A 24,528-nucleotide genomic window follows, 5' to 3' on the forward strand; every position below is an offset into this window, starting at 1 on the left:
CTTTATTGCTTGAGTGAAGAAAGTGCCTCAGCATCTTCCGGATGCACAGCGCCATCTGGCAGCGGGCCAATGTTCAGGAGCAGATTAGCCCCCGCTTGTTCAGCATCACGACGCAACCGTTTAATATCTGCAGCCGTAAGGTGGTTGCCGTCCAATGCTTTGTTATAACCCCACGTAGCGCCGCCCGGTGTACCCGGCACCGGACGCTGCATGGTATTACAGATTTCAACCGGCTTATCCCGGTTACGCTCAGCCGCCAGTTTTGCCGCCGCCAGCTGTTCGCCGACTTTCGCAGTGGCACCCCGTTCGGGAGCCACGAAATCCTCCTCGCCGTTAGCTCCCTGTTTAAATGAGATCAGGGCGTGGGGTGACAAGCGCCGAATGAGCGCGTACGTTTCCGCTATCGGAAACAGATCGGGTTTGGAATAATACCCCATGATGGGATCCAGCCAAATGCCGGCAATATCCGGATATTGTGTCAAGAGTTCGGTCAACTGATTATGCACGTATTCAATGTAATGCCTAAAATCCGCAGGTTCTCGGTACAGATACGCTTCGGGCCGGTCGCGATAAGCCGGCCGCGCGCTTTTCCATCCTGCTTCCGGCGGATAGAAATAAGGGTGCTTCCAATCAGCGGCATAAGAATAATAAAGGAATAGCCCCAGCCCATGTTTACGGCAGGCTGCTGCCAGTTCGGCTACGAGATCCCGCTTAGCGGGCGAGCGCATGCTATTGAACTCCGTTTGCTTGGTATCAAACAGACAAAACCCGTCGTGATGTTTGGTCGTGAAGGTGATATAACGCATCCCTGCATTTTTGGCGAGTAAGACAATGCGCTCAGCATCAAAGGACTCAGCGGTGAACCGATGTTGCAGCTTACCGTATTCGTCGAGGGGAATGGTATCCAGCAGCTGGATCCATTCGCCCTTACCCACCAAACTGTAAAGACCATAATGGATAAACATTCCGAATTTGGCTTCCTTGAACCAGGTCAGGTTCGCTTCCCGGGGATTTTTGTTGTATTGCTGTTTGTATTCGGATAGATATGCAGGCACTTGTGCTTTCCCAAATAGTGTGAGAAACAGCAAAAAACCGATATTTACAACGCACTTAAGATTAATTCGTAATACAGACTTCATTTCTATCTTGTAAAGTTTTATGATGTTTAAAAACACTTTAACGGACAAACTTAAGCGCCACTGCGGCTGTGTCATTGTGGCACTTTTCGTTCAGCCATTTCATCGAAGCCAATCATTTTGCGAATCATTGACACAACTGGCTTAGCCAGTTCTTTATACCCCTCCGCAGTATAATGCACATCCCCCTCTCCCATTTTATAACTTTGATATATAGTTATTGAGTGTTCATGCAAATCCAGCACTTCTACTCCATTCGCATGCATAATAGCCACGGCAGCTTCATTATAGATGAGCTCATCCCCTTCAAACCGTCCGGCTTCACCAGGGGGAACGAATGTGGTTGTTGCAAATACCAGTTTTGCCCCCGTCATTTTTAGGCGTTTGACCAATTGCTCGATATTTGTTTTATACTGATCCACGGTAAAAGCAATCGTTCCGTTGATCTTATCCCGTTGCCCCACACTAGTAGATTCCGGGTGCCGGTAACATAAATCCCACAATCCCCAATTAAACACGATAACATCATAGCTAGAATCGCCTAACCATTCGTCGATCATCCGAAGTCCCGTACCTGTATGTTGAGCGTTACCCGGGTTGTGCACCACGTCAACTTCTCCTTCGAGCATTTTTTTTACATAGGGAAAGTAACCAAGCGAGATGGAGTCGCCGATGATCAATACCTTTTTCGAAGGAGTGGTAAATGCGAAAACGCAGAATGACATAATTATCATCCAAATTATAGCTTGCAATTTCATACGTTATTTTTTTATCCTGCAGTCACATTACAAACGTCAGTCTTTTTCTCGTTCCTTATCATTGGCTAAGCGTAGTAGTATTGACTACGTATCTGCTATTCAATTATCAATTCAATTACCGGGATTTCTATATTGAGTGGCTTTATGGTCGGAAGCTCCAAAATGACATCATTCTCACCTGCAGTGGCCTTACCATGTTCGTTAGCTGTGGCAGAGGACCTTGTCGTATACTTTATTTCCGAACCGTCGTGCAGGAACCGAGCATGCTTGAATTTTCCTTGATAATTTGGCAGATATAGCGTTTTAAAGGGCCACTGTAGTAAATGAATATATAACCTTTTTTTAGCAGGATTATAAGTCAATAGACAGCTTTGAGGTTTAACATATTCATTTGGGGCCGAAGTGCATCCGTAAATAGCCTGTTGATTGTACCTCATCCATCGCCCAACTGCGGTTAACTTTTCAATAGCGCGAGCATCAAATTCACCTCGGGAAGTTGGTCCGACGTTAAGTAATAAGTTGCCGCCTTTGCTTACTACTTCAACCAACATTGAAATGATTTGGTGATCACTTTTCCATGTGTGTTCATCCCGATGATACCCCCAAGACCCGGAAAAAGTTTGGCATGTTTCCCAGGGCACCTTACTGCCATTGCGTTCAGGCCAAGCAACGGGTATAAATTGTTCGGGCGTAACATAATCCCATCCCCAAGGCTTGTCATGCAAATCCAAGCGATCGTTTACCAGAATCTGCGGCTGCAACGTCCGCGCGAGCTTTAGCAGGCCCTCACTATCCCAATCGCTATGACCTTTGCCACGTTTTCCAGGGTAGGAATAGTCAAAAAAAAGTAAGTCAATCTTTCCGTAGTTCGTTAACAATTCTGTTAATTGATTTTTCAAAAACAGACGAAACCGATTCATATCTTTTTCATGATTCAATGTATCTGCTCCTTCAACATCTCGCAGAGGATGTAAGCGATCAATTGTGAAATCGGGGTGATGCCAATCAATCAATGAAAAATAAAATCCAACCTTCAATCCGCCTTCACGGCATGCATCTACAAAGGGCTTGAGCAAATCACGTTTAGCGGGTGTATTGGAAGCTTTGAACGCACTAAATTCGGTATCCCAAAGACTGAAACCTTCATGGTGACGCGTGGTAATCACTACATATTTCATACCTGCAGCTTTCGCATATGTCACCCATTCTTTAGGGTCATAAAGGTCTGGGTCAAATAAATCGAAATAATTGTCTTTGTATGTATTTGCAGGTATTCTTTCGCGAGATTGAACCCATTCGTGACGAGCCGGCACAGAATAGAGCCCCCAATGAATGAACATGCCGAAGCGATCATGGAGCCACCACCCCATACGCTCTTCTTTTTGTTGTGGACTTTCTATTGCCCATTCAGCGATTTCTTTCGTTTGAGCAGTAACTGCAGCCTCTAAGCCACAAAGTAATACAATTACAGAAAATGCTTTCCTCATTATTTACTAACTATTTAAAAACGTTAATTGATGAACCAGGAGACTGGATTTTACAATGCGTCAGACACTATATCATCTAAATATGCAACCATTTTTCGCACGATTTTTTCTTTTTTCTTGGCGACGTTGTTTTTTTCACCCGGATCCCTTTTCAAATCGAACAATTGATGTTCGGGCGCATTGCCGAGCTCAATACCGGTGTTCTTTTGTATTTTTGCCCCTTCGCTCGGAGATATATATTTCCATCGCCGTGAAACAAGTGACAATGTGTTGTTCAATGATTGTTGTATCACATATTGTCGTCCCTTTCTTTTTTTTCCTAACAGAGTCTTCATGTAGTCGCGACTATCCGCTAAATCGAGAGCAGACAGATCAACTTTTAATAATTGGGCAAAAGAAGCCTTAAAATCCAATTGACTAATTAACGCAGAAGACACCTGCCCAGGCTTAATTACCTGTGGCCATTTAATCAACATTGGCACACGGGTACCTCCTTCAAATGCGCTGTATTTACCTCCACGCAAATCGCCTGAAGGTAAATGGCCGCCCACTTTTTCCTTCGCCTGATCGTGATATCCATCATCTAATACCGGCCCGTTATCACTGGTAAAAAGCACAATTGTATTTTGCGCTATTCCATATTCCTCTAGGACATTCAATATTTCGCCTACACACCCGTCCAGCTGCAAAATAACATCACCGCGCGGCCCCATATTACTTTTGCCGGAAAATCGGGGATGTGGTGCCCGCGGCACGTGAATGTCATGTGTAGCAAAGTATAGGAAGAACGGATTCTCATGATTAAGTTTGATAAAATCAACAGCTTTATGTGTAAGAACATCCGCCATTTCTTCATCTATCCACCGGGCCGAATGACCGCCCGACATGTAACCGATACGACTAATTCCGTTTACAATACTTTGATCATGCCCATGAGAGGGCCGCATTTTTAGCAATTCTGGATGGTCCCGCCCGTTTGGTTCATTGCCGATTTGTTCAGTGTAACTTACATACAACGGGTCGGCCGTATCCAAATTGACTATATTATGATTCTCCACATAAACACAAGGAACCCTGTCTCCTGTCGCGGGAATAATGAAACTATAATTAAAACCAACCTCAAGCGGCCCAGGCTTTATGTCGCCATTCCAGTCCATTCCTTCAATAGGGCCAAGACCCAGATGCCACTTTCCGACAACCCCCGTCTGATAACCTGCCTGTTGAAAGATACCAGGTAACGTGGAGCTACCCGTTGGTATCAATAACGGCGAGTTTCCCGGCGCTATACCAGTGTTTGTTTTACGCCAAGCATACTCTCCGGTAAGCATCGAATACCTTGAAGGCGTACACGTCGCGGAAGTTGCATAAGCATTAGTAAAAAGCAGTCCTTCTTCAGCAATGCGATCTATATTAGGCGTTTTTATCGCCTTGGCACCGTTCGCACTGATATCACCAAACCCGACATCGTCGGTATAGATCAGAATGACATTCGGCTTTCCGACCGGTCTTTCTTGTGCTAACGGATAACCGGTAGTAGTTAACAACAAAACTACACCGAGTAACCTATCTTTCTTCTTCTTCCACATTTTTATCGTCTTCTCTTTTTAAAATTAACCCGAAATCATCTACAAACACATTACCTTGATTCCCAGGTAAACGCTTTACAAAAACATGAACAGTGTCTACGTCAGGGTCAGTCATAAATTCCAAAACACTTTCAACCCAGAAGTTATTTGACGGATATATAACCGATCCTAGCACTTCCTGCCCGTCATCTTTCCGGACACCCAACACTGCCCGTTCTCCAGGATCTAATCTGAAAAAACCTGCGAAACGATAAGTCGAATTAGGTTCTAGATCAAATATTTGCTGTTCAATTTGAGCGGTATCCTTCAACATCAAGCTATATTTACCCATCCGTAGTCTAGCGGTATCGGGTGTAGTTTGATTTTTATATCCACTTTGCACCGCTACGGAACCTGCAGTCACTGACCATGGTTTTAAATGGTCTTCGTGCTCAAAAGCAGCATTCTCAATTAAATTTCGGTGTCGTGGCAACGAAAAAGCAGTGTCGACTATCGGGTCCACATCGAAATTATGCCCCACATGCCATAGGTGGCCACCGCTTTCATATGCCCCAATATCCGGAGCTGACCCAATGTACTTGTCGTTGATCCCCTCTATGGGTATCCCAGAGTCAACAGCCGACGAACCAGCCGACAGGTACTTATCATCAATGAGCATATCATAACCAATTAAGTTATGACCCCACACGTAGTCGCTTGCGGTAATGTCTACCGGGCCTGAGAAAATATTGTTGTAAAACTCAGAACCCTGTAGGCTCGGAAGATACTTATTCCCCCATCTTGAGCGAAAACCGTATTGTACTGCGGAAAAATTGTTATGATATACCAAATGATAATGTGCATAATGGTTAATCATTAGGGCAGACAAATCTGATCCCCAAACCACATTGTGATGAGTTACAATATTTTGCGTCCCATGATCATAATATAAACCGACATTTCGATGCACACCTTTGTTATCATGGAACCAGTTATAACGGATTTCCGAATTTCCGCCTTCTATGACTGTACCATAGGTCACACCCAGATCACTGGTCAATAAACCCGAATAACTCAAATCGTTATATTGAATGATGCACTGGTACATTCCCGAATAGTCGATCACTGACCTACCACTCCGAGTTAATGTGCAATGACTGATAATATTTCTCTGACCTGAGAGCTGGACACAGCTGGCATAAGTGCCAATATAGTCTGTGTCGTGTATATATGAATTGACCAGATGATTATAACTGCCGGCTAACACGACACCACATCCAGAACTATATGCAATTTCACAACTTTGAATGACATTATTGGTACCATTGATAACAACACCTTTTTCCTTTTGAGTACCATATTGCTCATTAGCCTGTTCTGCGTGATATGGAAAATAAATGCGAAGCCCACTAAGCAGTACATGACTCGTCCGTTCGTCAGTTAAAATAGAAGCGCCATGGATTTCTATGTCCTGGATTATAATATGACGTCTATCGGCCAAATCAAAAGCATATTTACGTTGCTTCACCCGGATATTGCCAAGCGACGGTGAATCGCTGGTTGCATATATATACAGTGTTCCGGTTGTCTCATCGTAATACCATTCATTGTCATTATCCAGCATACTGAAAGCACCAAAAAGGTAATATTGCCCGCCTTCTGTTGCATTATGTTTCATAGCACCTTGGAACGGGGCTCTATTTACAATGTCGAAATGATGTCTTCCAAACCCGACAATATCAGTAGTCCAATTCGACCAGTATTCAGGGGCATGAACCCAAACATAAGCGTTTTCGAGATCATAAGGCGGCAGGAGGCTATCAACAATGCGATTGGCCGTAGTTCCTTTTTGCATGGTTGACAAAGTGGGGAACAGCAGATCTTCACCCACATTCGGCCATCTAGCAAGAACCAGCATAGTGTCATTTCGGAACACTTGGTTTTCATGACCGAGCTTCAATAACAAAGAGGTTTTATATATATTAGGACTGTGCGCTACCCAATCAGCCTGATTAATTGGATCGCTGCCACTGATAACCACCTTACCAGTTGATCCCCACGGCCGGAATACGATCTGTTGCTTGAATGTACCTGAGTACCTGGGTATAACTGTCTCCGGATATATCCCTCCTTTAATGTAACAGGTATCTCCTGCCATCAATAAATCAGCTGCCTTTTGGATAGACCTGAAGGGGTGTTGCGGTGATCCATCGCCATTCGGACTGGCGTTCATATCTACATAGTAGGATTTTGCCGAAACGGTTCTATCAGAAAATAAAACGGCCAAGAATATCATATAAAGGCTAATAAAACCACTTTTGAAACGAAGCCCTGTAATCTGCCTTCTGTGCCTCGTGAAATTGCCCTCACTTGCCATATCAAAAATACCCCGGGTTTGGTACTATTTCGGGATTTAAGTCCGTTTCCCTCACCGGAATCGGAAATAGCAGGAAACGAGGGTGATATGATGGAAGATTCGAGCTTTCCGTGCGTCCGCCTTGCCATGAACGGGAAGGACCGTGCCATACAGGCAAACCTGCAGGTAAAGTTGGAAGAAATGTTCCAAACATAAATTCATACATCGTGGTACCCATTGGTGATTTCATACGGACTAAATCAAACCAACGTTTACCTTCACCGACGAACTCTAGACCCCGCTCTTCAAAAATTTTCATACGGAACTCATCTTGGGTGAGACCGGGCATCAGGTCTTGTGGCATGGTTCGCACCACGCCGTTTGCCTTTCGCGCACGCTCGCGCAGCTTATTGAAGTCGTTGTAAGCCGCAGCCGTAGGTCCATGGAGTGCGTTTTCCGCTTCTGCCCGGATAAGGTACACCTCCGACAACCTAATAACAAACCAGTCATTCTCATGGTTCTGGATATCTATCGCGTTGCCATCCCGGTACTTATTAAGATATGATTGCCTTTCTTGAGGAGCCCCCACCGGTGGAACCAACGGAAAAGTATAACGTGTTGCTCCTCCAGTTCCAGTCCAAGTTGAAAGAAAAGATACTTCTGACCGATAATCATTCGTATAGTCTCCTGTCGTATAAAATTCATGAAACCAAGGTTGCACCTTTATTTGTCCAGACCCTGTTCGATGAACCCCTTGTGCTGAAACATTTGCCAATGTATTTGGCATATACCGAAAAGGAAAATCGGACCCTTTTGAGTTTCGCAGCCCGATTGACCCATCTCGGGTAAATTCTAAACCAAAGATTACCTCTTGATATGCCTCCGCTTCTTTTTCCACATCCCATAGGTCGGCATAATTGTCTAATAAGCTGTATTGTCCTGAGACAATGACACTGTCGGCGTAGTCCTTTGCCAGCTGATAGTGCATCTCCGCTCCAACACCTGCCATATCTTGGTGACTGGCGCGTGTAAGAAACGCCAAGGAAAGTAGCGCGTGCGCCGCTCCCCTGTTGGCTCGGCCTAATCCGCCTATTGAAGCGGCGGATTTTAACGGCAACTTTTCAGATGCCTCTATCAAATCCGTTACGATTAAGTCATATACTTCATCAATAGACGCGCGAGCTTTCATGAAATCCGATTGAATAGTAGTCGGTTCCGTTCTCAAAGGAACACCGCCAAAAAAGCGAACCAAATAGAAATAGCAAAAAGCCCGAAGAAATTTTGCTTCTCCGTCAACTCTTGTTTTGTACAGGTCATTTAAGTCCATAGATGGTACGTTCGCAATAATCCAATTGCAATTATTGATTACACTGTATATTTCGCTATACGCCCATCCAATGAAGGATGTTGCTGGACTAAACGTCTTTTGTGAAACTTCGTTAAAATTCACAACCGTCGAAGACAAGTCGTCAGCAGCAAGCTGCACCAGTTTAAACGCTTCGAACTTGAAGGCATTTGCTCCTTGTAAAACACCGTAGGAACCATTCAATAGCGCGGTAACATCTCCCTCGGATTGAATATAGTTGCTTTCCGCAGGCGTGTCAAAAATCTGTTCATCCAAACTGCAACCGCTACCTAAAAGGAGCGCAACCAATACAACAATACTATACTTAGGTTTCATAATATTTTCTATACCTGATTAAAAACTTGCGTTTACCCCAAATGAGAAAGTCCGGAACAATGGGATAGTTCCAAAATCGATATTCCGGCTAAGTGCATTATTACCGATAGCGCTTACTTCTGGATCATAACCTTTGTATTTAGTAAATGTCAGCAGGTTTGAAGCATTCGCAAACACCTTTAGACTTTTCAGATACCGGAACCCGGAAAAGATAAAATTGTAGGACACATTGACGTTTTTTAACCGGACAAACGAACCGTCTTCGATGAGAAAATCGCTTACCCGATTATCAAACAGCGTACCGGAGGTTTTGGCACGTGGATAGTAATTGCTTGTTCCCGGACCTGTCCACCGGCCATCGTACGCTTCCCGCCGGGCGTTTCCGGCAACGGGAAACACCAACCCATCCGAAAAATAACGATTGAGATTCAACACATCATGTCCGATCATGCCTTGTACCAAAATCGAAACACCAATCCCCTTGTAGTTAAAATCATTGGTAAGCCCAAATATGTAATCGGGATTGGGGTCGCCGATAACCGTCCGGTCTGCGGTGGTGATTTGACCATCATGATTGACATCCACATACTTAAAATCTCCCGGAGCAGTGTTCACCACATCGGTAGGGCCGACAGCGATCTCGTCAACCGACTGATAGATCCCGTTGATCCGATAACCGAAAAAAACACCTAACGGTAGTCCTGTCCGTGCAATTGTACCATATTGACTCATAAAGTTACCCAATAGATTATTCCCATTAATCTGTTCAATATCGCCGAGGCTGATCACCTTATTCCGGTTAAATGAAATGTTGCCTGACACATTCCAATGGAAGCCTGTCGTAAGAATTTGAGCGGAAGCTTCGATATCAAGCCCTTTGTTTTCTATCTTCCCAACGTTGGTTTCATACCCTGTAAACCCCAAATTACCAGGTATAGATAAACTGATGAGCAGGTCTTTTGTCTGCTTTTGGTAGGCATCAATGGTCAGACGGTACCGATTCTTCGCCCAACCAAGATCGAGGCCTATATTAATTTGCTGAGTTGTTTCCCAATGCAAATCCGGATTTTCAAAACTTGATAGTACCACCCCGGTCAGAATATCATTTCCGACCACGACCCTACTATTAGTCAATTGAGCTTGCGTAGCACCAACACGTACGGTTTGGTTGCCCGATATGCCATAGCTAGCCCGCAGTTTCAGCTCGCTTATAACGTCGATATTCTCCAAGAACTTCTCCCTATGAGCGTTCCAACCTAAAGCTACCGAGGGGAAAAACGCCCATTTCTCGCCGTCTGCGAGGCGTGAGGACCCATCCGACCGCCCAGTAAAGGTAAACATGTATTTGTTGGCGATCACATAATTGACCCGGGCCAGGTACGACGCCAGCGCCCAACGCATGTAGCCAGTGACAGGATTAGCGACGTTATTACCATATTGCATAGCATGATACGAAAGGTTGTCGTTGCTAAAATCGCTAACACGTACGCCCGACGAACGTCTGTACCATTGCTGCCAGGTGTAACCTGCAACGGCATTGATGCGATGATTCTTGAAGATCTTTTTATTGTAATTAAGGGTATACTCCGCTAAGTAGTTAAACGCGTTGGTTTCCCCCCGGTAGGCCAAGCCGTTGTTCTGGTTTCCTACAAATGTGCCCTGGCCATAATAGCTCTGCCGTAAGCTGGAAAAATCATTGATTCCTCCATTGACTTTAAACTGCAATCCTTCGGCCAACCGGTATTGGGCATAGACATTGGCCAGCGTAGACCGGGCGCGTGTGTCGTCATCCACGTGATAAATTGTAGCTAAGGGATTGTCTGACACTGAAATATCGATATCCCCCTCGTCAGTATAGGGGATGTTTACAGGCCGGAACCGGAGCGCGGCAGTAATCACACTCCCATTAATTGCACCGGTGGTGTTCGATTGAACAACGGACTGATTGAGGGAAAGGTTGGTATTGAAATTCAACCCAAACTTAAATCGTTCTGAAGATTCCCGTTCGAAATTCGCCCGGAGGCCCCCGCGATTGAACTTCGAACGTAATACGATGCCGTCCATCGCGGTATAACTGCCGATCACGGCAAATTTATTTTTCTTATCGCCTCCGGTATAAACTACCTGGTGATCTTGTGAGTAGGAGTTTTGGTAGATGAGGTCCTGCCAGTTATAATTGTTGGCTGACAGCTCGGCAATGGCCTGCTCGTTGTACAATGAATCCTGCCCGCTGTTCAGGGCGGCTTCGTTAGCTAAATTCAGAAACTCATGTGTAGGTAACATGGGGATCTGACGGGGCAACTGATTGAGGTCTGTCCTAAAATTATAGCTGACAGATTCCTGATCAGTTTGCCCTTTTTTGGTCGTGATCAACACGACACCGTTTGCCCCCCGCGAGCCGTAGATCGCCGTCGATGAAGCATCTTTCAAAATCTCTATTGATTCGATATCGGCGGGATTCAAATTGGCTAAGGGGTTATTAGGCGGGGTCGAAGCATTCCAAAAGTCTGCTCCTGCCGTATTCGTAACCGCGGCGCTTTCATTTTCAATTGGGTACCCATCGATGACAATCAACGGTTGATTTTCGCCGAACGAGTTGACCCCGCGAATATTAAAGTTAATACCGGCACCGGGAGCGCCGGAATTTTGGGTAATCTGCACACCGGAGACACGCCCCTGAAGAAGCTGTTCGAGTGAAGAAGCTGGCCGTTCGGCTGCGTCTTCTATTTTGATGGTAGAGACCGAACCGGTTAGGTCACTTTTTTGCACGGTTCCATAACCGATTACAACTACCTCATCGATATCCCGGATTGCGGGTTGCATCATTACGTCGACAACGCGGGATGACGGTATACGTTGTTCTTGTGGATCAAACCCCACCATAGTAAACACCAAAGTTGTAGCGCTTTCCGGAACACTGATGCGATAGTTTCCGTCACTACCGGATGTCGTGGCTAAACCTGAACCTTTGACAAATACCGTGACGCCTTCAAGCGGTGAACCCGCGCCGTCGGTGACTTTACCCACTACGATACGGCGTTGCAGGGTCGTCGATGCCGGGATGCTATTGGTCACGCCTCTTGCGTGCTTGATTACGATGATTCCATCTTTAATGGTCCACGCCAGCTCTTTTCCCGACAAGATGGTTGACATGGCTTGATGTAAATCAGCTTCCCGGATGTTGGCGGTTACAGGGATCGTCGCGATATGGTCTCCCCGAAAGAAAAACGGATATCCCTGTTGTTGCTGGATTTCCCTCATCACCTCCTCCAACGTGCTATTTTTGACATTCAACGTAATGTTTTGCGCTTTGATACCAGCAAAAGCGTTGAGCGCAAGCACTGTAGTCAAAACAACGGTCAGTTTCATAATCAGCAATAATCGGTTGGTAAAAGACCAAGCTGGGTCCTTACCACAAGGTTTAAAAATCATATATTTGTCCTGTTTGGATAAATTAAAAATTGGTTTACCTAGCGGAGTTGAAAAACTTCCGGATTCGATCCAAGCAAATAGTCCGGGTGGTGTCGGAAGCACCGTCCGGATTTTTCACCGGATTGATTTGGTTAGGGTACGTGTTTCTTTGCCGTCATAATTTTTCTCATCTTTTTTATTTGATTGGTTTAACTGGTATGTTGCACTTTGGGCGAAGCAGCTTAAATCTGCCTATTCACTTAATACTATTAGCTTATTTCTACCGTCCGTTTTTTCAACCCTAAATTGCAGTCCGCTTTCTTTCAACATAGCCAAAACGGACGACAAACGCTTGTTCCGTCCAATCACGCCGTAGAACCGAATTGCAGGGACTTCTCCTTCGTATATGACGTCAATATCATACCAACGGCGTAACTGATCAAGTGCTGCTTCAGGCTCCGTCTTTTTGAAATAGAACAATCCATCTTTCCAAGCCGTATACTGATTTACATCTACTACTTCGGTTTTGATCATTCCATCCGAAACAACGGCCTGTTCGCCGGGCGCAATGGTGATTGATGATCTATGGCCAGTGGTCGATGTTACACGTACACTTCCTTTCGCCAATGTCGTTTTTAAGTCCGCTCTGTCGGGATAGGCTGAAATATTGAATTCGGTGCCCAAGACCTCAACCACTTGGCCTGCACTGATCACCCGGAAAGGGACGCGTTGCTGATGACTAACCTCAAAATAAGCTTCTCCTTCCAGCTCCACTACCCGTTCACGCCCATTGAAAACTGTTGGATACCGTAATATCGACGCAGCGTTCAGCCAAACTACCGTCCCATCCGGGAGGAGCATCCGGTAAGTCCCCCCTTTCGGGGTGGATAACTCATTAAACTTTAAATCGGCGGAATCTACAACACCTGTCTGGTGATCATCCAGCACCGTGGTACCGTCGGTATAGGTCACCGCTTCGCCAATAATGATACCGGACTGTGATTCACTCAACGCTACCCGGCGGCCGTCCGCCAAGGTAAGCATCGCCCGATTTCCTCCGGGGGCGACGTCGGGAATATCGCTGGTGCGGTTCAGCGCATCGCCGAAGAAAATCCATGTGCTCAATACTGCCAAAATCATCGCAGCCGCACCATAAACGAGGCGCCAATGTATGCGATAGGCTGGCTTACGCCAGTGCGACACGGACGTTTTTTTAGCAACACGGTCTTTCATTCGTTGTAAGGAAGCCCGATCGTCAACACCATAAGTTGTGTCAAAATCGGCGACGAGTTTGTAAAAGGAATCAGCATCAGAAGTCTGTTCTACCAATTGTTGGAAAGCCTGATGGCTTTCCGCCCATCCACGAAGTTCATCTTGCTCATTATCACTGAGTGCACCCGCGAGGTGCTGCTTCAGTAAATAAACGATGCGATTAACCGAATTCATAATTTCTGATGATGTTGTTCACGCTCAATGCATCGGCTGCCACGGTGGCAATCGATCCAACTGCTGCTGAAGCATGTTTCTTACCTGCTCTGCTTCATCTGTACCGGTGCCAGGGGCAATTGGCTTCTTTTCCGCCGAATCTTGGGCTACGTCGTAAAAACGGCCATCGTGATAGAGCTTATATCGGTGGGTCCGGAAAAACCGGGCCGCCCTTTTATCCGCACCCGGAGAATGCTTAGGATCATAGTGCGAGAAAATCCAAGCTCTTGGATTATCCGGTGTCTCGCCTTTTACAGTCGGCAAAAAACTGACGCCATCCGTATCCCAAGCCTCCGGCACCGTCGCGCCAATCGCGTCAGCAATGGTCGGCATAAAATCGGTAAAATCCACGAGATTATCCGTTTCATAGCCGGTATACCTGTATTTTCCCCAAACGATCAGCGGTACCCTTATGCCTGTGTCTATCGTTTGAGTTTTGCCGCCGCGTACCGTCGAACCATCTTTCATTGTTGTGGTAATTGCCGTCGCCGTACCGTTATCCGCAGTGAAAAGCACAATGGTGTTTTCGGCTAATCCGAGTTCGTTCAACTTACCTATAATCCGGCCTATGATTTTATCGCAATAGGATACCATATCTCCGAATAGCGCAAAATCAGGATTATGCCGCAGGGCAGTGTCCTGCGCCCATTCTTTGCTATCAGGTGTAGGGACGAACGGACCATGAACCAGCGCCATGGGATAATAAGCAAAAAACGGCTCTTCTTTGTTCCGCTCAATGAAGTCCAATAAATAATCTGCAAAAATATCCGGACCGTAGTCATCGTTGGTCGTGGTAAGTGTCTTTCCATTCTGCTGAATCAACGGCTTGGCGTACCGACTGCCAGCACGATTCAACTGCCACAAACAATATTCCTCAAACCCAAAATGATAAGGCAAATCCAGCCCTCCACCAAGTTGCCACTTACCCATGATAGCTGTTTTGTAGCCGGCTTCCTTAGCCAAATGCCCGAAGGTCTTTTCGTGGGGGTCCATATGCGCGAACTTCGTGTAGTTTTTATAATTATACTTGCCCGTCATGATTTGCACACGCGACGGTGTACACATGGCTTGGGCAAACGCATAATTGAACTTGACACCTGTCTCGGCCATATGATCCAAATTGGGTGTATGATACGTACTCCCATACGTACCCAAGCATTCCATACCCATGTCATCTGCCATGATTAAGATGATGTTCGGCCGTTTATCGGCGCGCCGATCAACCACCCCTTCCTGTGCCTCCGTTACGTTAAAGACAAACTGCAACAAAATCAATAGATATGCCGGGAGCACCAAGACATACCGTTTGTTCAGAGAGATTTTCATCATGGTTTCGCAATTTATAAATGGTCACGTTCATGCATAGAAACAAGACGCAACGGAAAATCTTACAGGAAAAATTGATTTTTTTTTCAGCGGTCCGAGCGGCAATGAACTACTATTCCCCTAATTCACATGCACACCGTGTTTCACCAATTCCTGCAACATAAGCAGGCATAGCCAAAGCTCGTTATCCTTGAATAGCTTACGGAGGGTTTCCACAGCTCGGGAACGGTTCGCAAAGACGGCGTTAGCACTCATGTCCAGCCGACGGCAAATTTCATCAGTATCTAGTTCGTCGTAATAAGTAAGACGGAACACTTCACGTTGCTTTTCAGGAAGTCTCATTACTTCCCTGTGGATTGCTTCCATGAGTTCAGCCCGTACGATCCGGACATAGGTATCAGGATCTCGGCTGAGTAGCTCCTCTAACCCCTCGTCATTGAAGTGCCGCTGGGCATGGGCTGATTTTACATGGTTGAGACAGGCATGCTTGATGGTAATATATAAAAACGCCTTGACATTATCCGTGGTCTCGAAATTGGCACGGATCTTCCAGAGCTTAACAAAACTATCAGAAACAAGCTCTTCGGCAACCTCTTGGCTTCCCACCATTCCGCGCGCAAAATAGAGCAGCCGACGATTGTATCGATCGAACAGCTGCGAAAGCGCTGCCTCATTGCCTCGCCGCAATTGCTCGATTACCGATAAGTCGGTCTCCTGGTTTGGCTTCAGTCGGCGGTAACTGTCCATGGCGGCTTTTGTGAGCTAATATCGGAATTAAGTTTAATTAACCCAAGTGGCCAGCAAAATACGAAGTTGACAATAAAATCCTCACACATTTTCACATTTCACCTTAAAACATTAGCTTTGCGGTGCAAAAGACCAAAACAATGAGCGTACTAGTAAATAAGGACTCGAAAGTAATCGTACAGGGTTTTACCGGCACTGAAGGCACCTACCATGCTTCGCAGATGATTGAATACGGAACCAATGTTGTAGGCGGCGTTACCCCCGGAAAAGGCGGACAAACACACCTTGAACGTCCCGTATTCAACACGGTGCAAGAGGCGGTAGACAAAACTGGGGCCAATGTCTCCATCATCTTTGTCCCTCCTGCGTTTGCCGCAGACGCCATCATGGAAGCCGCTGCCGCCGGCATCGGAGTCATTGTCTGCATTACTGAAGGTATCCCAACCAAAGATATGATTCAGGTAAAATCTTACCTGAGTGATAAAAAATCAAGGCTCATCGGCCCGAATTGCCCAGGCATCATCACCGCAGATGAAGCTAAAATCGGCATTATGCCCGGCTTTATTTTCAAAAAGGGCTCGGTGGGCGTAGTATCCAAATCGGGTACGCTCACCTATGAAGCCGTAGATCAGACAGTTAAGGCAGGATTAGGTATTACCACGGCTATTGGCATCGGCGGCGACCCCATCATCGGCACAACGACGAAAGAAGCGGTAGAGCTGCTGATGAACGATCCGGAAACAGAAGGCATCATTGTTATCGGCGAAATCGGCGGCGGCATGGAAGCCGAAGCGGCCCGCTGGATTAAAGAAAACGGCACAAAGCCTGTCGTCGGCTTTATCGCCGGCCAAACTGCGCCTCCGGGACGCCGTATGGGGCATGCCGGTGCAATTGTGGGCGGGGCAGACGATACAGCTGCAGCTAAAATGAAAATCATGCGCGAATGCGGTATCCGGGTAGTGGAATCGCCCGCTGAAATTGGCAAAGCCATCGCCGAAGAACTTGGTGTGAAAGCATAACGCATAAGTATATTCAAATATGGCAAAGGCACCCTATAGGGTGCCTTTGTGCTTGTATATAACCCCCAAGTTAACTAAGTTTGCGGTTATGCTATCCGATACTGAGGAAAACTACTTGAAAGCACTGCTTCGCATTACAGGCGAACAAGGCGATACCGGAGAAGCTGGCACCAATCAGTTGGCAGGACGGCTCAACGTGCGCCCAGCAACGGCCACAGATATGCTGAAAAAGCTTAAGGAAAAACAACTGGTCAACTACGAGAAATACGGAAAAATCTCGCTTACCGATACCGGTCGCGACCTCGCGGTGGCGATTGTGCGCAAGCACCGACTGTGGGAAACGTTTTTATTCGAGAAATTAGGCTTCAGCTGGGATGAGGTGCACGACATCGCCGAGCAACTGGAACATATCAAATCAGAAAAACTGGTGGAGCAACTTGACAAGTTTTTGGGTTATCCCCAATTTGATCCACATGGGGACGCCATCCCCACGGCCGATGGTGCTTACGTGAGCGAAGTGCGACTTACGCTTTCTGAGGCGAATACGGGCAACCGCTATATCATTGTAGCAGTCAGAGACAACAGCCCCGCGTTTCTCCAGTATGTAAGCCAAATCGGTATCGGTATCCATAGCGAGGTGACTGTCCTGCAGCAATATGCGTTTGACCAATCCATGGCACTTGAAATCGACGGCACAAAAATCAACATCTCGGAAAAGGTTGCACAAAACATTTATTGCAAGCCCTTGTAATTAACACATAGACAGGCTCATGGCACTATCATCAGACATCAACATAAAAAATAAAAAGGCCTATTTCGAATACCATATCCTGGACACCTATGTGGCCGGCATCCGGCTATTAGGAACGGAAATCAAATCCATCCGCGAGGGCAAAGCCAACATCAACGACGCTTTCTGTTCGTTCTTCGACGACGGCCTCTATATCCGGAACATGCACATCGCTGAATATTCGCATGGCTCATTTTATAACCATGAGGCTAAGCGCGACCGTCAACTGCTGCTGAATAGAAAAGAACTCAAGAAACTGAAAATTAAAAGCGAAGAGCGGGGCTTCACCATCGTGCCGTTACGGATGTTTATCAGCAGTCGCGGATTCGCCAAGGTAGAAATCGCACTGGCCCAAGGCAAAAAAGACTTTGACAAACGGGAAACGATCAAGGAACGGGATACCAAGCGCGAGTTAGCGCGGTTGGTTAAACGGTAATGCCGATGCGCTTCAACAGTAGCGATGCATTGAAAATCGTGCATTCGCCCGGCTTGATCGTATAGTCGAAAACCATTTCGCCATCCGTTACCTGGATATCGAAATGATAGTTGGCAATGATTCCGGGATACTCCTCAGCCAGTTTCGCTAATTGCAAATCATGTGTAGCCACCATTCCCACTCCGCCGTCTGCAATCAATTGCTTAATGATGGCTTTCGACCCCAAGTACTTATCCATTGAATTGGTACCCCGAAGCATCTCATCGACGAGGAACAATGCGTCTGATTGGTGCTTCACGCTATCGAGTACCAACTGGATCCTATCCAGCTCGGCCTTGAACGTTGAAGTGCTCTCGCTTAATGAGTCGGCAATCCGCATATAGGTAACCAAATGGAAAACGCGCAGTTGCATCCGTTCTGCACAAACCGGTGCCCCGCAATAGGCCAATACCGCATTGCTGCCTACTGTACGGAGAAACGTGCTTTTACCTGCCATATTGGAACCGGTAATCAATGCGATACGGTGGTTTACCATTGCATAATCGTTAGCCACCGCCTTTCCCGCAGGGATTAATGGGTGAGCAAGGGATTGCGCTTCCACAAACGGCTCAGACTGTTCCGTAATCTCGGGGAACGCCCATCCGGGATGGTTACGGCTCAGCGCAGCCAAACTGCCCAATGCTTCCGCCTCAGCCACAACGTCAAACGCGTTAAGGATGTCTTCACCATGCCGCTCACGCCAATCCGCCAGCGCAAATACCTGCCGGAAGTCCCACAGGGCCACCATATTCAGCACAGCCCCCACCAGCATATTCAGCCGGTAGTCCAGCCGATCGATCAATGAGGCGAGATCCTGCAGTGCGGAAGAAACCGCCTTTGAACCGCCCCCCTTACCGAGCGTTGAAACCAATTTTTTCCCCATATGGCTTTGCCAATCGCGGCTTTCAACCAGCGCAAAGGCCGCGGAAAAGGCCTCCAGCAACCGCCCCGCCCTGGATACATGTGCGGCCGCGCGGTTTATCTTTCCGCCAAAGGCCATGGCGGTCAATAGATGGATTATCGCCACTGCTACCACGACAGCCGAAAACGATGGGACAAAAACTGCCGTCGCAATACAGGCTCCCGTAATCCACGGTGCCGCTTTGACATACAAACGGGCGTACCGGTTGCCGAACAGCACCTGCCGGTTATTCAGGAAACGGACAAACTGCTCCCGGAAATCGGCCTGCACCTCCAGATTGAACCACAACGTGGCCTGTAACTGCTGATGCCAACCGGTGTCGGCAGAAAGTTCCCTGACCACCTGTTGCCTCATAATAATGGTCTCCTTGTCGGCAGGTGCAGAAAGCCAGCCCGCCAGTATACGATTGGCTTGCGGTGTGGCGCATCTGTTCATCAAGGCAAACAACGACGATTCGCCGAATACATCAAGATCGCCGCTGTACGGATGGCGACGATCGCGGTATATCTGTCCATCAGAATACCGGTTTGGGCCGCCCGCTTGCATCGTCATTTCGTTTTCATTTACTGCTAAAAAATCCTGCAGCGCCCTCCGCTTGGCGTCTAACTTGCTTTGCCGCCATACCAATCCCATAAAACAGACAACCACGAAAAAAAAGGCAACCATAACCACCCAAACATGTTCAGCCTGCACCGCTCTGAAAAGGGTTATCCCCCCCAATACAATAACACCGAGCCGCAGCAACGCATGGCGGTTGATGGCACGGCGAACAACCGCAAGCCGGGTTCCGGTTTCCGCCACATGGCGGCGATAGGTATCAAAAATAGATTCTGCCATTGTATCGCTGTTTAGGCCCCCTTACTGTTTAGCACTTACCACGCCTGGTCGCCTACCAAAGGAACAAACCGGAAAGTATCGAGTTCAATACGTTCATACTCCTGCTCCCCTATCCGCAGGATAGTGACCATCTTCTGTTCCTTTTCGCTGCCTACCGGAATAACCATCACCCCACCTATCCGAAGTTGTTTAAGCATGACCTCTGGCACAAACGGCGCGCCGGCGGTGACCAGTATCTTGTCATACGGGGCATGGTCTGGAATTCCCTTCGACCCATCACCCAGAAAAAAATGGGGTTTATACCCCATATAGGGCAGCACCTGAATGGTTCGATTATAAAGGTTGGCCTGGCGCTCAATGGTATATACTTCTGCACCCAGTTCCATCAGGATACAGGTCTGGTATCCGGATCCGGTGCCGATTTCGAGCACCTTATCTCCCGGCCTGATATGCAACAGCTCGGTCTGGTAAGCTACCGTATAAGGTTGGGAAATGGTCTGTCCGTCGCCTATCGGGAAAGCAATATCTTTATAAGCCTGATTCCAGAACGTCTCATCGAAAAAATAATGCCGCGGCACCTTGCCAATGGCTTCGAGCACTTTTTTGTCTGCAATGCCCCGGCGCTTCAACAGCTCCACCAGCTGCTTCCTTGCACCCCGCTCCCGGTAATTATCGATAAATTTGTATGCCATTGTGCACCAAAAATAAGCAGATTAACCGAAATTAAGGTCGGCCATGTCGCCCATCTGTGAATAATGTGCTAAGTCACTGATTTTATTATCACTAATAAAAGTCGCTTCCCGAGTGCTCAAGTACGTTTTCGTTTTTTTTACCTATTTTCGCATAGAACATAATGAATAACAGATGAGGCATATCCTATTGGTTGCTACGCTGTGCTTTGGATGCTTGCAGCTATCCGCACAGGTTACGAGAGTTGACACCGTAACCTATCCTACACCGGCCATTCCTAAACAACACAAAAGCAATTTCAACACCGATTTCGGATATACCGTTGCTATCAGGGCATATGCATACGAACAATTCCCTCAGCTGTTCAACCAGTCTGCCGAGCAGCCAAACCGTTCGTCATCCTTCAACGGCCTGCTATTCAAACTGAATGACAATCAAATCAGCTACCGCTTACAAGCAGCTTATTTTGACGATGTCGTCAGCCTTGACAACGCATGTGAGGGGTGTCCGCCAAGTATGACCGGACAGTTAAAAAACACGGCCATTAAAGTGGGCATGGAAAAGAATGTCAATTACTCACGTTTCCAGCCCTATTTCGGAGCCGATCTCGGCTTTATGGTACAGCGGTTTAATACCGAGGGGCACGGCCCCGTGATTGCGGAAGACAACAGAAATGCCCTGTTGTTTTCTCCATTCATCGGAGCAAAAGTATACATCGTGCCTCGGGTAGCCATCGGGGCGGAGGCAAACGTCAATATCGCTTTCACTCACCAGAAAACAAGCAACTACTACAGCGAGGCGCTGGCTGCACGGACGGCTGACCAAACGAAAAAGTACCGCTGGGAATATTTCTTTGCGCCCATAGCGGCTATTACGGTCCAGTATAATTTCGGCCTGCTCAGTCAATAATCAATAAGGATCCACATCAACCTGCACTCGTACACCCTTGTTGGCCTTATTGGTTTCAAAACGGAGCAAGGTGGCCTTCATCAGCTCCTTCACCTTGGCTACGCTAATACCGGCACGCTCCACCTTGACCAGAATACCGTAAATGTAGTGGTTGCGTACGCGCCCCACAAGCGGCACCTCGGGGCCGAATACGCGGTGAGCCAACCCTTCTCTCAACAAAGCGGCCAACCGATGGGCGGCGTCGTGGGCCGGCTGCTGCTCTTTGTGCTTAACCTCAAATCTAAACAGCCGGTAAAAGGGTGGATAATGGTAGCTTTTACGTTCTCCCACTTCGGTCATGAACATCCCCTCGTAATCGTGCTCCATCACTTGCTGGATAATCCGGTGATGGGGTGCATACGACTGGATAATGACCTTACCCTTACGGTTCCGCCTTCCTGCGCGCCCGCTGACCTGCGCAAGCAGCGAGAACGCTCGCTCGTATGCCCGGAAATCGGGGTAATTAATCAATCCATCCGCATTGATGATTCCGATTACACTCACCTTCCCGAAATCCAAGCCCTTGGCCACCATTTGTGTGCCCACCAAAATATCATAGCGATGCTCATCAAAAGCGGTGAGGACCCGATCGAAACCGTGTTTGCCCCGCGTCGAGTCTAAATCAAGACGGCCTATCCGCGCATCAGGCAACAAGATTTCCAGTTCTTCCTCCACCCGCTCCGTGCCGAACCCCTTGCTTTCAATGTGGGTGGACCCACAAGCCGGGCATACCTGCACGGGATCTTCGGAAAAACCGCAGTAATGGCAATGCAGCTTGCCACTGCTCTTGTGGTAGGTCAGACTCACGTCGCAGTGGATGCATTTGGCGATATATCCACAGGTCTTGCACTGAAGCAAGGGCGTATGCCCTCTCCGGTTCTGGAAGAGAATAACCTGTTGCTGGCTGGCCAGCGCCTGCTCAATCTCCCGCAGCAAGGTCCCGCTGAAATAGGAAAACATGTTATCCTTACGGCTCTCTTCCGTGATATTTACCGTTATAATTTCAGGCAACTGGGCATCGCCATAACGTTGGCTGATCGTGACCAACCCATATTTACCCGAACGCGCATTGTAGTAACTCTCAACGGAAGGCGTGGCCGATCCCAGCAACACCTTGGCGCTGTGGAGATGAGCCAGGTAGATGGCAGAATCTCTCGCATGGTAACGTGGTGCGGGATCAAACTGCTTATAGGAGGTCTCATGTTCTTCATCAACGATAACCAGACCCAACGACTGGAATGGAAGAAAAACAGCCGAACGCGCCCCCACAACCACCCGGTATTCGCCCTTCAGCACTTTATGCCATACTTCTGCCCGTTCATTATCGTTGAAGCGCGAATGATAAACCCCCAGCTTGTTACCGAAATGTACCCGCAGCCGTTCGGTAATCTGAGCTGTCAATGCTATTTCCGGCAGCAAATACAGCACATGGCCGCCCTTCGCTACGACTTCTTCCATTAGGCGGATGTACAACTGCGTTTTGCCCGATGCGGTTACACCGTGCAACAATACCACATCCTTTTCGTCCATTCTATCTTTAATGGCCATAAAGGCGGTCTCCTGGGCGGCATTGAGCACAAATTCGCCGGTGATTTCCACATCTTCCCCCGCCAAACGGCTTACGGCGCGCACTTCCGAGACAAATATTTCTTTTTCCATCAATGCCGTGATAATGGCCGGCGAACATCCGCTGGCTTCCATAACGGCTTGCCTGGTAATCTCCTCCTGCTGGCGGCTTAACTGCAGGTAGGCCAATACCGCATCCTGCTGCTTAGGTGCATTGTTAAGCGACTCCAGCAGCAGCTTCCGCCCTACTTCATCTGTATAGTCGGGGTGAAGCCGGACAAACGTCTTCATCTTCGGCTTATATTTGGCCGACAGCTCTTCGGAAATCAAAATGAGCCCTTTCTCAAAAAGCCGCTTCAATAACGGAAACACTGTTTTCTGCCCCAAGAGTTTAACCACATCGCTTACTTTTAATTCAGGCGAGATGTCAAGAGCATCCAGGATAAGGTACTCCTTGTCGTTCAGGTCCGAACGGTCGGCACTTGCTTTATCGGCAGCTACAATCTTCGTCTCACTGGCCAATTTCAATGCGGCTGGCAATGCGGCCTGCATCACCTCTCCCAATGTACAGAGGTAGTATGACGAAATCCATTCCCACAACTGAAGTTGCGGATCACCGACAATCGGCATATCATCCAGAATATCAATAATATACTTAGCCTCATATCGCTCAGGCGCTTGGGTGGTGATGCGGTGAATAATGGCTGAATACACCTTGTTTTTTCCGAACTGCACAATGACCCGTTTGCCGATGGCTACCTGATGGTTCCATCCATTCGGTATCCGATACGTATACGTCCCCGAAATCGCCAAAGGCAGTATAACTTCTACAAACAGTGTCGTGCGCGTATCCGCGCCGCCCGGTGTAAACTCAAGCACCTTACCCCTTATTTTTTATGGTGGCTACGAATAATCCCAACCAACCTAATATAAAGCAAAGGCCGCCGATAGGAGTTACCGGGCCCAGTATCGCGGGGTTACCGACCCCTGTAACGGCGCGTGTACTCAGGAGGTATAACGAACCCGAAAACAAGAGTATTCCAAGGGTAAATGTGATAAAAGAAAATCTAATGTACGTATTTTTAGCTCTTGAAAAGGTAGCTAAAAACAGCAACGCCACGGTATGGTAAAACTGATAGTCGACCGCTGTTTCCCACGTTTCCAGCCGTTCCGCCGTGATCCTGCCCTCAAGACCATGAGCTCCGAAAGCGCCCAGCGCTACGGCTGAAAGCCCGAAAAACGAAGCCACCAGTATGATTCGCTTATTCATCGGTTAATTAACAAGTTATGTTATGGCCAATTCTGACAGCAATATTTTGCCAAACATAG

Annotated in this window: 18 protein-coding genes; 4 read left to right on the forward strand and 14 right to left on the reverse strand. The window is 47.5% G+C overall.

Going from position 1 to position 24,528, the window contains the following annotated elements; all coding sequences use genetic code 11:
* Nucleotides 1-2: 2 nt before the first annotated feature.
* The 10 genes from BM030_RS13485 to BM030_RS13530 form a co-directional block, all read right to left on the reverse strand.
* Nucleotides 3-1,055, reverse strand: a complete 1,053-nt coding sequence (locus BM030_RS13485; protein WP_211657604.1) for an alpha-L-fucosidase — start codon at nucleotides 1,053-1,055, stop codon at nucleotides 3-5.
* Between the two features lie 155 nt (nucleotides 1,056-1,210).
* Nucleotides 1,211-1,894, reverse strand: a complete 684-nt coding sequence (locus BM030_RS13490; RefSeq protein WP_090974131.1) for an SGNH/GDSL hydrolase family protein — start codon at nucleotides 1,892-1,894, stop codon at nucleotides 1,211-1,213.
* A 95-nt stretch (nucleotides 1,895-1,989) separates the two neighbouring features.
* Complete coding sequence (locus BM030_RS13495; RefSeq protein ID WP_090974132.1) at nucleotides 1,990-3,381, reverse strand: alpha-L-fucosidase; 1,392 nt, start codon at nucleotides 3,379-3,381, stop codon at nucleotides 1,990-1,992.
* Between the two features lie 50 nt (nucleotides 3,382-3,431).
* Complete coding sequence (locus BM030_RS13500; RefSeq protein ID WP_090974133.1) at nucleotides 3,432-4,967, reverse strand: sulfatase family protein; 1,536 nt, start codon at nucleotides 4,965-4,967, stop codon at nucleotides 3,432-3,434.
* Entirely contained in the window at nucleotides 4,945-7,323 is a 2,379-nt protein-coding gene (locus BM030_RS13505; protein ID WP_090974134.1) for a right-handed parallel beta-helix repeat-containing protein, read from the reverse strand. The genes BM030_RS13500 and BM030_RS13505 overlap by 23 nt, the downstream gene beginning before the upstream one ends.
* Before the next feature lies 1 nt (nucleotide 7,324).
* Nucleotides 7,325-8,983, reverse strand: coding sequence for a RagB/SusD family nutrient uptake outer membrane protein (locus BM030_RS13510; protein ID WP_090974135.1), 1,659 nt, complete (start codon nucleotides 8,981-8,983; stop codon nucleotides 7,325-7,327).
* 18 nt (nucleotides 8,984-9,001) lie between these two features.
* On the reverse strand, nucleotides 9,002-12,352 hold the full coding sequence (locus BM030_RS13515; protein WP_170845735.1) for a SusC/RagA family TonB-linked outer membrane protein: 3,351 nt from the start codon (nucleotides 12,350-12,352) through the stop codon (nucleotides 9,002-9,004).
* A 294-nt stretch (nucleotides 12,353-12,646) separates the two neighbouring features.
* Nucleotides 12,647-13,840: a FecR family protein gene (locus BM030_RS13520; protein WP_090974137.1), complete on the reverse strand. Its 1,194-nt coding sequence runs from the start codon at nucleotides 13,838-13,840 to the stop codon at nucleotides 12,647-12,649.
* A 24-nt stretch (nucleotides 13,841-13,864) separates the two neighbouring features.
* Nucleotides 13,865-15,208, reverse strand: a complete 1,344-nt coding sequence (locus BM030_RS13525) for a sulfatase family protein (protein WP_211657605.1) — start codon at nucleotides 15,206-15,208, stop codon at nucleotides 13,865-13,867.
* Nucleotides 15,209-15,325: 117 nt separating this feature from the next.
* Nucleotides 15,326-15,952 carry an RNA polymerase sigma factor gene (locus BM030_RS13530; protein ID WP_090974138.1) on the reverse strand — a complete coding sequence of 209 codons (627 nt, stop codon included), beginning with the start codon at nucleotides 15,950-15,952 and terminating at the stop codon, nucleotides 15,326-15,328.
* 140 nt (nucleotides 15,953-16,092) lie between these two features.
* Here BM030_RS13530 and sucD point away from each other — a divergent pair, with 140 nt between their 5' ends.
* The 3 genes from sucD to smpB all read left to right on the forward strand — a co-directional run bounded on the left by sucD (nucleotide 16,093) and on the right by smpB (nucleotide 18,197).
* Nucleotides 16,093-16,971: a succinate--CoA ligase subunit alpha gene (gene sucD, locus BM030_RS13535; RefSeq protein WP_090974139.1), complete on the forward strand. Its 879-nt coding sequence runs from the start codon at nucleotides 16,093-16,095 to the stop codon at nucleotides 16,969-16,971.
* Nucleotides 16,972-17,059: 88 nt separating this feature from the next.
* Nucleotides 17,060-17,722: a metal-dependent transcriptional regulator gene (locus tag BM030_RS13540; protein WP_090974140.1), complete on the forward strand. Its 663-nt coding sequence runs from the start codon at nucleotides 17,060-17,062 to the stop codon at nucleotides 17,720-17,722.
* 19 nt (nucleotides 17,723-17,741) lie between these two features.
* A complete protein-coding gene (smpB, locus tag BM030_RS13545) occupies nucleotides 17,742-18,197 on the forward strand; it encodes an SsrA-binding protein SmpB (RefSeq protein ID WP_090974141.1) in 456 nt (151 codons plus the stop codon).
* On the opposite strand, the gene BM030_RS13550 is transcribed toward smpB, so the two are convergent.
* Complete coding sequence (locus tag BM030_RS13550; RefSeq protein WP_090974142.1) at nucleotides 18,187-19,995, reverse strand: MutS-related protein; 1,809 nt, start codon at nucleotides 19,993-19,995, stop codon at nucleotides 18,187-18,189. The genes smpB and BM030_RS13550 overlap by 11 nt on opposite strands.
* A 35-nt stretch (nucleotides 19,996-20,030) precedes the next feature.
* Nucleotides 20,031-20,687 (reverse strand): protein-L-isoaspartate(D-aspartate) O-methyltransferase, encoded by a 657-nt coding sequence (locus tag BM030_RS13555; protein WP_090974143.1) that lies wholly within the window; start codon nucleotides 20,685-20,687, stop codon nucleotides 20,031-20,033.
* Nucleotides 20,688-20,859: 172 nt separating this feature from the next.
* On the opposite strand from BM030_RS13555, the gene BM030_RS13560 reads away from it, so the two are divergent.
* Entirely contained in the window at nucleotides 20,860-21,594 is a 735-nt protein-coding gene (locus BM030_RS13560) for a hypothetical protein (RefSeq protein WP_090974144.1), read from the forward strand.
* Here the strand turns inward: BM030_RS13560 and priA are convergent, their stop codons facing one another.
* Both priA and BM030_RS13570 read right to left on the reverse strand, forming a co-directional pair.
* A complete protein-coding gene (gene priA, locus BM030_RS13565; RefSeq protein WP_244518940.1) occupies nucleotides 21,595-24,078 on the reverse strand; it encodes a replication restart helicase PriA in 2,484 nt (827 codons plus the stop codon). It lies immediately after the preceding gene.
* A gap of 1 nt (nucleotide 24,079) precedes the next feature.
* Nucleotides 24,080-24,469: a DUF423 domain-containing protein gene (locus tag BM030_RS13570; protein WP_090974146.1), complete on the reverse strand. Its 390-nt coding sequence runs from the start codon at nucleotides 24,467-24,469 to the stop codon at nucleotides 24,080-24,082.
* Between the last annotated feature and the right edge of the window lie 59 nt (nucleotides 24,470-24,528).

It is taken from the genome of Parapedobacter composti, from assembly GCF_900112315.1.
GTDB lineage: Bacteria > Bacteroidota > Bacteroidia > Sphingobacteriales > Sphingobacteriaceae > Parapedobacter > Parapedobacter composti.